The sequence below is a fragment of the Pseudomonas purpurea genome (assembly GCF_039908635.1).
GTDB lineage: Bacteria > Pseudomonadota > Gammaproteobacteria > Pseudomonadales > Pseudomonadaceae > Aquipseudomonas > Aquipseudomonas purpurea.
The window spans coordinates 4,059,802-4,072,865 of the sequence record NZ_CP150918.1 but is presented as its reverse complement, the minus strand read 5'-3'; the positions used below and the strand labels follow the sequence as shown (position 1 = coordinate 4,072,865).

The window sequence follows — 13,064 nt, the reverse complement described above, 5'->3', positions numbered from 1 at the left end:
GATGAATGCCGGTTTTCTTCGTGCAGCACATTACTTGATCAGGCTGAGAAACTCGCTGCGGGTTGCCGCATTTTCGCGGAACTCACCGAGCATCACCGAGGTGATCATCGACGAATTCTGTTTCTCCACACCGCGCATCATCATGCACATGTGCTTGGCTTCGATCACCACCGCAACGCCCAGGGCACCGGTCACTTGCTGGACCGCGTCGGCGATCTGCCGGCTGAGGTTTTCCTGGATCTGCAGGCGACGCGCATACATGTCGACGATGCGTGCGACTTTCGACAGGCCCAGTACCTTGCCGCTCGGGATGTAGGCCACGTGGGCCTTGCCGATGAACGGCAGCAAATGGTGTTCGCACAACGAGTAGAGCTCGATGTCCTTGACCAGCACCATTTCGCTGTTGTCGGAGCTGAACAAGGCACCGTTGGTGACTTCTTCGAGGGTCTGTTCATAACCGCGGCAAAGGTACTGCATGGCTTTGGCGGCACGCTTTGGCGTGTCGAGCAGGCCTTCACGGGAGACGTCTTCGCCCAGTTGGCCGAGGATCGCGGTGTAATTCTGTTCCAGGGACATGAAACTACCTGTGGGATTTTACGCAAAGGGCAAGGGTACGGCGGCGGGCACGACGCTGCAAGCGTGATGACAGCGCTTTACTCGTCGCGACCTTCCATCATGGTTCGTTTGAGCATCACATAAACCGCACCGGCGCCGCCGTGTTTGGCCTGGCACGACGTAAAGCCCAGCACCTGTGGATGCTGGCGCAACCAGGTGTTGACGTGGCTTTTGATCATCGGCCGCTTGCCGTCCAGGCGTACGGCTTTGCCGTGGGTGACGCGCACGCAGCGGATTTCGAATTTGGTTGCTTCGGCCAAGAATGCCCAAAGGGTTTCCCGAGCCTTTTCGACGTTCATGCCGTGCAGGTCGAGGCTGCCTTCGAACGGGATCTGGCCGATCTTGAGCTTGCGTATCTGGCTTTCCTGCACGCCGTCGCGGGCCCACATCAGCTCGTCTTCCGGGCCGACGTCGATCACGAACTGGTCGGACAGGCCGTCCACCGCCGCAATGTCGGTCCGCACGGTCGCCGCTTGACGCAGCTTGGCGATCTGCGCGCGGTCAGCCTTGGGTTTGCCGGTTTCGGCGCGATCGTGCTTGATCGGCTTGACGCCTTGGATCGCGCTTTTGAACAGGGAAAAATCGTCGTCTTGCATGTCAGCCTCCGCGAAGGGCGGCCAGTTTACCCAAGTCGGGCGATGCGGGCGCGGCAAAACTCCTTGGGTGTCGTTCAGTCGTGCTTTTTCATCAGGTGCGGGGCGATGTTCAGCGCTCGGGACTGGCGCGAGCGGCGACGGCAGCGGCGCCAAAGCCCGATACCGGCGTACAACAGCAACAAGCCGATGGCCAGAGTCACGGCCGAGCCCGTCGGGCTCGCGTTGAGTTCGCCCAGGGCCGGCGGGTGGCCAAGCAGGCTGGCGGCACCGGCCAGGGCCAGTAATACGCCGAGTGTGGCGAGCAGGGCAGAACAGGCTGCGCCGAATCGAAACCGCCAGTTGCTGGGGCCTTTGGGCCGCAAGCGGCGTGCGTCAAAACCATCGGATAGCTTCATTCCGACCTTCCTCAATGGGTATCGGCCCTTCGACCGGGAGATGACGGGGATGTTCCTGAGGCTAAGACAATTGCAGCAAATGAGAGTCTTTTACGGATGAGCGGCGCGGGCGGCCGCTCACCTGTTTTCGATCAGATCAGATCTTTGGTCAGGGCGAGGGTGGCGAAGTTATCGGCCATGATCGCCATTTCAGTCTGTTGCACGTGCTCGGCGCTGAGGATGCCACCTTTGTAGGGCAGGTCCCGCGTGGCGCAGGCGTCTTCGACCAGGGTGCAGCGAAAGCCCAGGTTTTTGGCTGCGCGCACAGTGGTGCTGACGCTGGAATGGCTCATGAAACCGCAGACGATCAGGTCCAGCGAGCCAAGGTTTTGCAAGCGCTCCAGCAATTCGGTGCCATGAAAAGCGCTCGGCAGCAGTTTGCCGATGATGGTTTCGTCGGCGTGCGGCTCCAGGCCTGGAATGAATTCACCGCGTTCGCCTTGCGGGTCGAACAGGCCACCGACGGTGCCGAGGTGGCGAACATGCACGACCGGCCGGCCGGCATGGCGGGCGGCGGCGACCAGTTGCTTGATGTTGTCGACGGCAGTATCCATGCCGTGCAGGGCCAGCGGGCCGCTGAGGTACTCTTTCTGGGCGTCGATGATCACGAGGGTCGCGTGGCTCAAACTGGCAGGTGCATAACCGCGGCCGCTGAGTTGAAACATCGTCTTTGGAACGGACATTCTGGGGCTCCTTCGAGTGGGGCTTTTGCGACATTGTCCTCTGGCTGAGCGCTTCTGTGAATCGCTACTAACGTAGGCACCGTCGTTGTTGGCCTGCAGACTGTCAAGAGCGGCGCCGATGTTCAATCAAAAGCTAAAAATCAGGATGACTCCTACATTTGCATGATCCTTTTTCATGCGTCGTCGGGGCGGGTTTTGGCTGTTAGAATCGCCAGTCGTTTTTTCTGGAGTTTTGCCCCGTGATCACTTCCCGCCTGCGTACTTTGCGCGACCATATCCGTTGGGCTGTCAGCCGTTTCCATGGGGAGGATCTGTTTTTCGGCCATGGGACCGACAACGCCTGGGACGAAGCCCGTCAGTTGGTACTCGGTGCGTTGCACCTGCCGTGGGAAATTGCCGACAGTTACCTCGACTGCGCCCTTGAAGAAGACGAGCTGGTGAACTTGCAACGCCTGCTCAAGCGCCGTATCGAAGAACGTATCCCAACCGCTTACCTGCTGGGCGAGGCGTGGTTTTGTGGCATGGCGTTCATCGTCGACGAGCGGGTGTTGATCCCGCGCTCACCGATTGGCGAGCTGATCGAAAAACGCTTCGAACCGTGGCTGGGTACCGAGCCTGCGCGGATTCTCGACCTGTGCACCGGTTCCGGTTGCATCGGCATCGCTTGCGCGTATGAGTTCCAGAACGCCGAAGTGGTGCTGGCCGACCTGTCGTATGAGGCGCTGGAAGTGGCGAACCAGAACATCGAGCGTCATGGCGTCGATGAGCGTGTGTTCACGGTTCAGGGTGATGGCTTCGACGGGTTGCCGGGTCAGCGGTTCGACCTGATCGTGTCCAACCCGCCGTATGTGGATGCGGAAGATTTCGCCGACATGCCGGACGAATACCAGCATGAACCGGAGCTGGGCCTGGCCTGCGGTGACGATGGTTTGAACCTGGTGCGGCGCATGCTGGCCGAAGCGGCGGATCACCTGACCGAGAAAGGTTTGCTGATCGTTGAAGTGGGCAACAGTCAGGTCCACGTCGAAGCGTTGTACCCGGAAGTCGATTTCGCCTGGCTGGACTTCGAGCGCGGTGGGCACGGTGTGTTCATGCTGACCGCCGAGCAGTGCCGTCAGCATCAGGCGGTGTTTGCTTCCCGCGTTTAACCCTGGTCAATGTGGCGAGGGAGCTTGCTCCCGCTGGGCTGCGTAGCAGCCCCTTGCTTCTCAATGAGGTGTCAGGATTGCGACCGCTTCGCGCTTGAACAGGAGCAAGCGCCCTCGCCACAAGCGCTTTAGCGGTGTGTCGCAATCCAGATCAGCAGCCCGGCCTGGAACACCGAGAACGCCACCAGGCAGGTGATGGTGAAGCGCAGGCCGCTGTCTTCGCGCTTGAATTTGGCGACTTTCTCGTCCTGCTTCTTGATCTTGACTTCCTGTTCCGCCAGGTTCTGCTCGGCTTGCTGGAGCATCTGCGCGGCTTCGAGGATTTCCACGAACTGCAGTTTTTCGGTGTTCCAGTCACCCAGCAGGTCGCCGACGGTCGTTTCCTTGACGCTGCCCTTCAAATGCTGGGCGTCGGCATAAACCACATCGAAACCGTGAACGCGCAAAAAGTGATCGCGGCGCAGGCGCGTGTCCTCGTTGAGGGCGTCCTTGTTGTTCAGGTCCATGCCGTCGACCTGATAGCTCGACCACTTTTTCTTCGCCCAGGTAATCCCTTGAGCGGCCAGAAAACGGCCGATACCACGGTTTGCCGGTTCAACCTGCAAGCCGCTGTCCGGGCCGAAGTGCACGCGCCGTTCGGCGTGATCGACCCACACGTCCAGATGATTCTGCTCTTTGCGCACGCGCTGGCCGGGCAGGGTGATGCTCATGCGCAGCAAGCTGTGCTGCTTGTTGTTGCGCTCGGCATAACCGAACTCGACAAAGCGCAACGGCCGTCCACCCGTGGCGCGGTCGGTTTGCAGCGGCGCCAGGCGGAGCATCTTGTGGTGCTCGACATGGACGTCCGACCACGGCAGCTCGACCGCTTCTTTGGCGGTTTTGTCGGCTACGGTTTCGGTTGAATTCTGGGTATCAGTCATAACGGCGAGATCCTGTCCAAGCCCGGCATGTCGGCAGCAAGTGAATTGTCGACAAAGGCTTATCGGCCGTTTTTTTCAGGACTGGAGAACAAAACCGCTTAACTGGCGCGAAGTCCGTCTATAAAACTCAAGATCCGCGTCCCAAGTTCGGCGGCCAGCGGCAATTGAGGGTCTTTGTACGATGCCATTTGCCGCTTGATATCGTTGGGCACGATGCGCAGCACGTGGTTCATACCCTCGATCAATGCCAGTTGGGCGTCGGGTTTGGCGGCCTTCAACAGTTGGGCGTCGCCGACGCCGACCTGAATGTCGTTGCTACCCTGGATAATCAGTGCCGGTATTTTCAGTTCGGCGAACGCGGCTGCCGGGTCCTGGCGAAACAGCGAGATCAGGTACGGCTGTACGCTGGGGCGGAAAATCACTTGCAACTGTGGCGGCACGTTTTCGTCGACCTGACCGGCCTTGAGGCTGTCGAGCAACTCGTTGGCGCGCTGCATCAGGGCAGGCGGCAAGCGATAGCCCAATTGTTGGCGCAACACCTGGTCCACCGGGCGGGCGCTGCCGGACACGGAAATCACTGCCGCAGCGCCAGCCTTCGGCGCGGCCAGGCTGGCGATCAGCGCGCCCTCGCTGTGGCCGAGCACAATCAATGGGCCCAGGCGCGGATCGGCCTTGAGCTTCTGCCCCCAGGCCACTGCGTCGGCGACGTAGGCCTCCACCGACAGGTTGCGTTCGTCCGGTGTTGCGGCGAGGCTGGCGGCCACGCCGCGTTTGTCGTAACGCACGCTGGCGATGTTGTGCTTGGCCAGCACCCAGGCCAGGCGCTTGAGGCTGTCGTTGCGCCCGCCGTCGGGGTTATTGCCGTCACGGTTGGTAGGGCCTGAGCCTGGAATGATCAGGACAACCGGCACCGGGCTGTCGGATTTTGGCAGCAGCATCGAGCCATACAGCTCGCCGTTGCCAGTGTCCAGGCTGATCGGGCGTTGCAGGACGGTGGCCTGGACCACATTGGAAAGCAGGCCGGTAAACAGGGTAAGGCTCAAGGCAATAACTCGCAGCATCATCACGCCATCATTCACAAGGTGTCGGTTGGACTTGCAGGCACCGATAAGGTTCGAGGATGAACTAGTTGGGTAGCCTGCGTATACTCGCCCGCAATACATATTCAGGTTGAGTTACTCAGCGATTTCACGGAGCGCCCTGCATGTCCGGCAATACCTACGGCAAGCTGTTCACTGTCACCACCGCGGGCGAAAGCCATGGCCCGGCGTTGGTCGCCATTGTCGACGGCTGCCCGCCAGGGCTGGAATTGTCCCTGGACGACCTGCAACGTGACCTTGACCGCCGCAAACCCGGCACCAGCCGCCACACCACCCAGCGTCAGGAAGCCGATGAAGTCGAAATCCTCTCGGGTGTGTTCGAAGGCCGCACCACCGGTTGCGCCATTGGCCTGCTGATTCGCAACACCGACCAGAAGTCCAAGGACTACTCGGCGATCAAGGACCTGTTCCGCCCGGCTCACGCCGACTACACCTACCACCACAAGTACGGCGAGCGCGATTACCGCGGCGGCGGTCGCAGCTCGGCGCGTGAAACCGCCATGCGCGTGGCGGCCGGGGCCATTGCGAAAAAGTACCTGGCCACCCAGGGCATCGTCATTCGCGGCTACATGAGCCAGCTCGGCCCTATCGAAATCCCGTTCAAGACCTGGGAATCGGTTGAGCAAAACGCATTCTTCAGCCCGGACCCGGACAAAGTGCCAGAGCTTGAGGCCTACATGGATCAACTGCGCCGCGACCAGGATTCGGTCGGCGCGAAGATCACCGTGGTGGCAGAAGGGGTGAAACCGGGCCTCGGCGAGCCAATCTTCGACCGCCTCGACGCGGAACTGGCCCATGCGCTGATGAGCATCAACGCAGTGAAAGGCGTGGAAATCGGCGCCGGTTTTGCCAGCGTGGCCCAACGGGGCACCGAGCACCGTGACGAGATGACCCCGCAAGGTTTCCTCAGCAACAACGCCGGCGGCATTCTGGGCGGGATCTCGTCGGGCCAGCCGATCGTCGCGCACCTGGCGCTCAAGCCCACGTCGAGCATCACCACGCCGGGCCGTTCGATCGATGTGCACGGCAATCCGGTGGACGTCATTACCAAGGGCCGCCACGACCCGTGTGTCGGGATCCGCGCCACACCGATTGCCGAAGCGATGATGGCCATCGTGTTGATGGACCACTTGCTGCGCAATCGCGGGCAGAACGCCGACGTGTGCGTCAGCACGCCGGTGCTGGGCCAGCTGTGATGCCATGCCCTGACGTCGCTGCGGTCTGACGGCCGTGGCGGCGCTGCCGTACTGGCGGTTATCCAGTTTCTATCTGTTCTATTTCGCCTTGCTCGGTTCGACGGCACCGTTCCTGGCGCTGTACTTCGATCACCTGGGGTTTTCCGCTGCGCGCATTGGCGAGTTGGTGGCGATCCCGATGCTGATGCGCTGCGTGGCGCCGAACATCTGGGGCTGGCTCGGTGATTACACCGGTCGACGCCTGGCCATCGTGCGCTTTGGCGCGGTCTGCACACTGCTGACCTTTTCCCTGATCTTCGTCAGCAAGAGCTACGCCTGGCTGGCGATGGTCATGGCGTTGCACGCGTTCTTCTGGCATGCGGTGTTGCCGCAGTTCGAGGTGATTACCCTGGCGCATCTACAGGGCCAGGCCTCGCGCTACAGCCAGATCCGCTTGTGGGGTTCGATCGGTTTCATCATCACGGTGGTCGCACTGGGGCGGCTGTTTGAAGGCTTGAGCCTGGACATCTACCCGGTGACGCTGGTAGTGATCATGGGCGGTATTGTCGTCAGCAGCCTGTGGGTGCCGAACGCCCAGCCGGCGCAAGGCAATCGTGTGTCGGGCGAGGGTTTTCTCACTCAGCTGCGCAGCCCCGGTGTGCTGGCGTTTTATGGTTGTGTGGCGCTGATGCAGATGAGCCACGGGCCGTATTACACCTTTTTGACCTTGCACCTGGAACGCCTGGGCTACAGCCGTGGCGTGATCGGCATGCTCTGGGCCCTGGGCGTGGTGGCCGAAGTCCTGATGTTTTTGTTCATGAGCAGGATTCTTGCGCGGTTTTCTGTGCGCCGGGTGCTGATGGCGAGTTTTCTGCTGGCGGCGTTGCGCTGGTTGCTGCTCGGCTCGTTGGCTGAATTCTTGTGGGTGCTGCTGTTTGCGCAGGTGCTGCATGCGGCCACCTTCGGCAGCTTTCACGCCGCTGCCATCCATTTCGTGCAACGTAGCTTCGGCGCTCGCCAGCAAGGTCAGGGCCAGGCGTTGTACGCCGCACTGGCCGGAACCGGCGGTGCGCTCGGCGCGTTGTATTCCGGTTACAGCTGGAACGCGTTGGGCGCTACATTGACCTTTAGTATTGCCAGCCTCGCAGCTTTGGCTGCAGCCGTTATCATTGCCACACGTATGCAAGAGGACAGGCCATGAGCCTTACCCGTGAAGAACTGGCCCGGCAAATTATGGATGCCGGGCGTTTTCTGTATGGCCGCGGCTGGTCGCCAGCCACCAGCAGCAACTATTCGACGAGACTGTCGGCCACCGAAGCCTTGCTCACCGTCTCCGGCAAGCACAAAGGCCAGTTGGGCATCGACGATGTACTTGCCACGGACCTGTCGGGCAACAGCCTGGAGCCGGGCAAGAAACCGTCCGCCGAAACCCTGCTGCACACGCAGTTGTATCAATGGCGTGCCGACATCGGTGCGGTGTTGCACACCCATTCGGTGAATGCCACGGTGCTGTCGCGTCTGCTCCAGAGTCACGTCATCACGTTTGAAGACTACGAGCTGCAAAAGGCCTTCAGCGGCATTGCGACGCACGAGTCCAAGGTCCGTGTGCCGATTTTCGACAACGATCAGGACATCGAGCGCCTGGCGTCCAAGGTTCAGCCGTGGCTCGACGCGCACCCCGATTGCGTCGGTTACCTGATTCGCGGCCATGGCCTGTACACCTGGGGCCCGAAGATGAGCGACGCACTGCGCCAGATCGAGGCCTTCGAATTTTTGTTCGAATGCGAGCTGAAAATGCGTTCGTTGACACACCGATAACGCGCACTTCACCAGAAGTCGCCAACCGTCTGATGAAACGCCTTGCCAGACCGGCCTGTAAAAGCCGGACGGCAGCGCCGCTAATGAGGAATCGCCAGTATGAGCAGCCTGTCCGTTTACCATGTTTCCAGTCCCGACCTGCCGAACAAGGTCCTGACCCATTTCGAGGACATTGCCTCGACCCTGGCCGAGCAGGGCGTGCGCTTCGACCGCTGGCAAGCCGCAGCAAAGATCCAGCCGGGCGCGAGCCAGGAAGAAGTGATTGGTGCTTATCAGGTGCAGATCGACAAGCTGATGACCGAGCGCGGTTACATCACGGTCGATGTCATCAGCCTCAACAGCGATCACCCGCAAAAAGCCGAGTTGCGCGCCAAGTTCCTTGACGAGCACCGCCATGGTGAAGACGAGGTCCGGTTTTTCGTCGCTGGCCGTGGGCTGTTTACCCTGCACATCGGTGATTATGTGTACGCCGTGCTCTGCGAAAAAAACGACCTGATCTCCGTTCCGGCCGGTACCCCGCACTGGTTCGACATGGGCGAGCACCCGCACTTCGTGGCCATCCGCCTGTTCAACAACCCGGAAGGCTGGGTGGCCAATTTCACCGGCGAAGACATCGCCAGCCGTTTCCCTCGCCTGGAGGACTGAAACGATGACGATCAAAGCCATTCTGACCGACATCGAAGGCACCACCAGCGCCGTGAGTTTTGTGTTTGAGGTGTTGTTTCCGTATGCCGAGCGACATCTGGCGCTGTTTGTTCAGCAGCAGGGAGGCCGTCCGGATGTTCAGGCGCAACTGGAGGCGGTGCGTGTCGAGAGCAATGAGCCCCAGGCGAATCTTCAACGCGTGATAGAGATTTTGCAGGGCTGGATTGCGCAAGACCGCAAGGCCACCCCGCTCAAGGCCCTTCAAGGAATGATTTGGGAGCAAGGTTATCGAGACGGAGAACTCAAGGGCCATGTATACCCGGACGCCGTTGCGGCGCTGAAACAATGGCACCAGGCCGGTTATCAACTGTTTGTTTACTCGTCCGGTTCGATCCAGGCGCAAAAGCTGATTTTCGGCTGCTCCCAGGCGGGTGATCTGTCGCCGTTGTTCAGCGGCTACTTCGACACCACCTCCGGGCCCAAGCGTGAAGCAAGCTCCTATGAGCGCATCACCCAGGCCATCGGCTGTGCGCCGCAGCAGATCCTGTTTCTCTCCGACATCGTTGAAGAACTCGACGCTGCACGTCTTGCCGGCATGGCCACTTGCGGGCTGGTGCGCGAGGGCGGCACGCTGGCTGGGCATGCCAATGTCACGACGTTCACCCAGATTGACCCCACCACGTTCTGACGCACAGCGACTGACAGATGACGGCCTACCGTCGTGTGTCAGTCGCAGCCTACACGGTCTGTAAACGTCCACCTGTTCACAATGGATTTGCCGTCTGTAGGACATGTAGGACGTTGCCTGTTGGTAAGTCGTCCATCCCTGTTTGTCACTTTCCCGACTTGTTTAATCTTTCGCCTGTGTAACTCTTTGGTCTCGAAGTATTTGCCGGTCTGCACCGCACTGGGCACAGGGCAGTGCCGCGGTTTCATGAGGGAGAGGGAGCAGGATGAAAACAGTACCCCCCGTGGCGGGGCCTGTGTCGAAACCGCCGAAACGGCTGCGCCCGGACGCTACGGGCAAACCCCTGAGTGAGAAGGAACTGGAAATCCTGCGCTGGGCCAAGGCCGGGAAAACCGTATGGGAAATCAGCGTGATCAAGGCCATTTCAGAGGCGACGGTGAAGTTCCACCTGAGCAACATCTACACCAAGCTGCAGGTGAGCAATCGGGCACAGGCAGTGGGTGAAGCGGTCAACCGGGGATTGTTGGGCTGAAACGCCTCAGGCCGTGCAGCGCGATGGCGTGCACGGCCTGAAGGTGCGGGCAGCTGGGCTCAGGCCGAGTGGTAGGTCGGCAGGGCAAAGCGTTGTTGGCTTTGCAGCATGGAGATCTGCGGCAACTCGCTGGCTTGTTCCGCCAGGTCACGGCGGATGGCGCTGATCACCCACGACAACTGGTCGCCGGCATGCAACTGCGCGTAGGAGATCGAGCGTTTGAACACCTTGCCTTCGGTGCTGCGCAGCGTCAGCAAAATACCGCCGTCAGGCCGTGCCTGAGTGGTGACGTCGAAGTGGGAGAACAGGGACGAAAACTTTTCCTGGATCAGATTCATGTCTATCAACTCCGTGAGTGCTTATGTGCAGCATGGGGTGATAGGTGCAGTGATTGTGCCAGTATCCTGTTTTTAAAATATCCTTGTTTATCAGTACGTTATAAGTTTAGTGAATATTCGCTTTCGTGCATTTTGCATGAATGGCCATCGTGCATCCTGCATTTTGCGGGAATGGATGCCGCTGTTTCAGCCGTTGCCCTGGCGTGCCTGGACGCCCTGCGGCGCAGAAACAGGGGCAAGCGGCGGATAAAAACCGGCCCGCTCCCCGGATACAAATCATTTCAAAAACCGCATGTACAGCGTCAGAGCCCCTGACGTACTTTTCGACCTGTCCCAATGCTCGTTTTTCCAATTTGCGCATCTCTAACGAGAGGAACACGGTCGTCCCTCATACATGGATGAAGTTGCACAGAACACCGAGCACAGCATGTTCGCCCGACAATAAAAACCAGGCCCCAAGGTTGGGCCGAACGGGAGCAACCATGAGTCGCACACCGCACGACATGATTACCTGGGGCATGATGCTCCGTAAGTTGCCGTCCATGGCCAAGGCCCTGCCACGGGTGGTCAGGGGCCTGAAAAGCGCCAACGTCAAGAAGCCCGACCAGCCTTGCGGGCTGGGGTGGTATTTCGAGCAATCCACGTTGCGCAACCCCGATGGGCCTGCCCTGTTGCAGGGCGATGTGGTGCTCAGTTACACCCAGGTCAATCAGTGGGCCAATCGCATTGCTCATCACCTGATGGCTCAAGGCATCGGCAAGGGCGACGTGGTCGGGATCTTCATCGAGAACCGCCCTGAGCTGCTGGTCACGGTGCTGGCGGTGGCCAAGGTCGGTGCGGTCAGCGCCATGCTCAATACCTCGCAAACCCAGCAGGCGCTCGTGCATAGCCTCAACCTGGTGACGCCGGTGGCGATTGTCGTGGGGGCGGAACTGGTGGACGCGTACACGGCGATTCGCGAGCAGGTCGCCATCGAGCCGACGCGAACATGGTTCGTCGCCGATCAGGACACAACCCGCGACCCTGGCACCGCGCCGACCGGGTTCATCAACCTGATGGCCGCCAGTAGCGACGCGTCTGCCGACAATCCCGCGAGTACCCAGCGGGTCTACCTCGATGACCCTTGCTTCTATATCTACACCTCGGGCACCACCGGGTTGCCCAAGGCCGGGGTGTTCAAGCATGGGCGCTGGATGCGGACCTCGAGCATTTTCGGCTTGATCGCCCTGGATATGCGCCCCGAGGATGTCGTGTATTGCACCTTGCCGCTGTACCACGCCACGGGGCTGTGCGTGTGCTGGGGCTCGGCGATTGTCGGGGCTTCGGGGTTCGCCATACGGCGCAAGTTCAGCGCCAGCCAATTCTGGAACGATGCCCGTAGATACCGCGCCACGACCATCGGCTACGTGGGCGAATTGTGCCGCTACCTGATCGATCAGCCACCCAGTGCAGACGATGCGGATAACAGCGTGGTGAAGATGATCGGCAACGGTTTGCGTCCCGGTGTATGGAGCACCTTCAAGCAGCGTTTTGCGGTCAACCACATCTGTGAGCTGTACGCCGCCAGCGACGGCAATATCGGGTTTACCAACATGCTCAATTTCGACCACACCATCGGTTTTTCGCTGATGTCCTGGGAACTGGTGGAATACGCTCACGACAGCTGCGCGCCCGTGCGCAACAGCCAGGGTTTCATGCAGAAAGTCGGCAAGGGCCAGCAGGGTTTGTTACTGGCGAAAATCGACGACAAGGCGCCGCTGGACGGCTACACCGACCCGCAGAAGACCGAAAAAGTGGTGCTCCACGATGTTTTCGAAAAGGGTGACCGCTACTTCAATACCGGCGACTTGCTGCGAAACATCGGTTTCGGGCACGCCCAATTCGTTGATCGCCTGGGCGATACCTACCGCTGGAAGGGTGAGAACGTCTCGACCACCGAAGTTGAAAACATCCTCTTGCAGCACCCGCACATCGCCGAAGTCGTGGCCTATGGCGTGGAAATCAGCAACACCAATGGCCGCGCCGGGATGGCGGCCATTACGCCGGCGGAGTCGCTGGCAACACTGGATTTCAGCGAGCTGCTGAGTTTTGCACGCCAGCAGATGCCGGCTTATGCGGTGCCGTTGTTTCTGCGAGTGAAGGTCAAGATGGAGACCACCGGGACCTTCAAATACCAGAAAACCAGGCTTAAGGACGAAGCGTTCGACCCCGGCAAAACCGGCGATGACCCTATCTACGCCTGGCTGCCCGGTTCGCACACCTACGTCCAGGTCACCGAGCAGGTGCTGGCAGATATCCATGACGGCAAGTTCCGTTATTGATTTTGGCTATCGCCGCCCCAGAGAAAAAAGGAGTGACACACCCAAAGCCGC

The 13,064-nt window shown here is 60.2% G+C and carries 15 protein-coding genes; 8 read left to right on the top strand and 7 right to left on the bottom strand.

The window, feature by feature from the left end:
- Window positions 1–30: 30 nt before the first annotated feature.
- The 4 genes from folE to AABM54_RS18220 all read right to left on the bottom strand — a co-directional run bounded on the left by folE (window position 31) and on the right by AABM54_RS18220 (window position 2,328).
- A complete protein-coding gene (folE, locus tag AABM54_RS18235; protein ID WP_003204506.1) occupies window positions 31–576 on the bottom strand; it encodes a GTP cyclohydrolase I FolE in 546 nt (181 codons plus the stop codon).
- 77 nt (window positions 577–653) lie between these two features.
- Window positions 654–1,211, bottom strand: coding sequence for a Smr/MutS family protein (locus AABM54_RS18230; protein WP_347901410.1), 558 nt, complete (start codon window positions 1,209–1,211; stop codon window positions 654–656).
- Between the two features lie 74 nt (window positions 1,212–1,285).
- Window positions 1,286–1,606: a hypothetical protein gene (locus AABM54_RS18225; protein ID WP_347901409.1), complete on the bottom strand. Its 321-nt coding sequence runs from the start codon at window positions 1,604–1,606 to the stop codon at window positions 1,286–1,288.
- Between the two features lie 131 nt (window positions 1,607–1,737).
- A complete protein-coding gene (locus tag AABM54_RS18220; RefSeq protein WP_347901408.1) occupies window positions 1,738–2,328 on the bottom strand; it encodes a cysteine hydrolase family protein in 591 nt (196 codons plus the stop codon).
- A 239-nt stretch (window positions 2,329–2,567) separates the two neighbouring features.
- On the opposite strand from AABM54_RS18220, the gene prmB reads away from it, so the two are divergent.
- Entirely contained in the window at window positions 2,568–3,476 is a 909-nt protein-coding gene (prmB, locus tag AABM54_RS18215) for a 50S ribosomal protein L3 N(5)-glutamine methyltransferase (protein WP_347901407.1), read from the top strand.
- Between the two features lie 128 nt (window positions 3,477–3,604).
- Here prmB and AABM54_RS18210 read toward each other — a convergent pair whose 3' ends face one another.
- Window positions 3,605–4,396, bottom strand: coding sequence for a hypothetical protein (locus AABM54_RS18210; RefSeq protein ID WP_347901406.1), 792 nt, complete (start codon window positions 4,394–4,396; stop codon window positions 3,605–3,607).
- Window positions 4,397–4,494: 98 nt separating this feature from the next.
- Window positions 4,495–5,505 (bottom strand): alpha/beta fold hydrolase, encoded by a 1,011-nt coding sequence (locus AABM54_RS18205; RefSeq protein WP_347906248.1) that lies wholly within the window; start codon window positions 5,503–5,505, stop codon window positions 4,495–4,497.
- A gap of 95 nt (window positions 5,506–5,600) precedes the next feature.
- On the opposite strand from AABM54_RS18205, the gene aroC reads away from it, so the two are divergent.
- The 6 genes from aroC (at window position 5,601) to AABM54_RS18175 (ending at window position 10,354) form a co-directional block, all read left to right on the top strand.
- Window positions 5,601–6,692: a chorismate synthase gene (gene aroC / locus AABM54_RS18200; RefSeq protein ID WP_347901405.1), complete on the top strand. Its 1,092-nt coding sequence runs from the start codon at window positions 5,601–5,603 to the stop codon at window positions 6,690–6,692.
- 34 nt (window positions 6,693–6,726) lie between these two features.
- Window positions 6,727–7,872, top strand: coding sequence for an MFS transporter (locus tag AABM54_RS18195; RefSeq protein ID WP_347901404.1), 1,146 nt, complete (start codon window positions 6,727–6,729; stop codon window positions 7,870–7,872).
- Window positions 7,869–8,489, top strand: a complete 621-nt coding sequence (locus AABM54_RS18190; RefSeq protein WP_347901403.1) for a methylthioribulose 1-phosphate dehydratase — start codon at window positions 7,869–7,871, stop codon at window positions 8,487–8,489. The genes AABM54_RS18195 and AABM54_RS18190 overlap by 4 nt, the downstream gene beginning before the upstream one ends.
- A 99-nt stretch (window positions 8,490–8,588) precedes the next feature.
- Window positions 8,589–9,134: an acireductone dioxygenase gene (locus AABM54_RS18185; protein ID WP_347901402.1), complete on the top strand. Its 546-nt coding sequence runs from the start codon at window positions 8,589–8,591 to the stop codon at window positions 9,132–9,134.
- Between the two features lie 4 nt (window positions 9,135–9,138).
- Complete coding sequence (gene mtnC, locus AABM54_RS18180) at window positions 9,139–9,822, top strand: acireductone synthase (RefSeq protein WP_347901401.1); 684 nt, start codon at window positions 9,139–9,141, stop codon at window positions 9,820–9,822.
- A gap of 265 nt (window positions 9,823–10,087) precedes the next feature.
- Window positions 10,088–10,354, top strand: a complete 267-nt coding sequence (locus tag AABM54_RS18175; RefSeq protein WP_347901400.1) for a helix-turn-helix transcriptional regulator — start codon at window positions 10,088–10,090, stop codon at window positions 10,352–10,354.
- A 59-nt stretch (window positions 10,355–10,413) separates the two neighbouring features.
- Here the strand turns inward: AABM54_RS18175 and AABM54_RS18170 are convergent, their stop codons facing one another.
- Window positions 10,414–10,692: a DUF3509 domain-containing protein gene (locus AABM54_RS18170; RefSeq protein ID WP_347901399.1), complete on the bottom strand. Its 279-nt coding sequence runs from the start codon at window positions 10,690–10,692 to the stop codon at window positions 10,414–10,416.
- A gap of 482 nt (window positions 10,693–11,174) precedes the next feature.
- Between AABM54_RS18170 and AABM54_RS18165 the strand changes: the two genes are divergently transcribed.
- On the top strand, window positions 11,175–13,013 hold the full coding sequence (locus tag AABM54_RS18165) for a long-chain-acyl-CoA synthetase (RefSeq protein WP_347901398.1): 1,839 nt from the start codon (window positions 11,175–11,177) through the stop codon (window positions 13,011–13,013).
- Window positions 13,014–13,064: the final 51 nt, after the last annotated feature.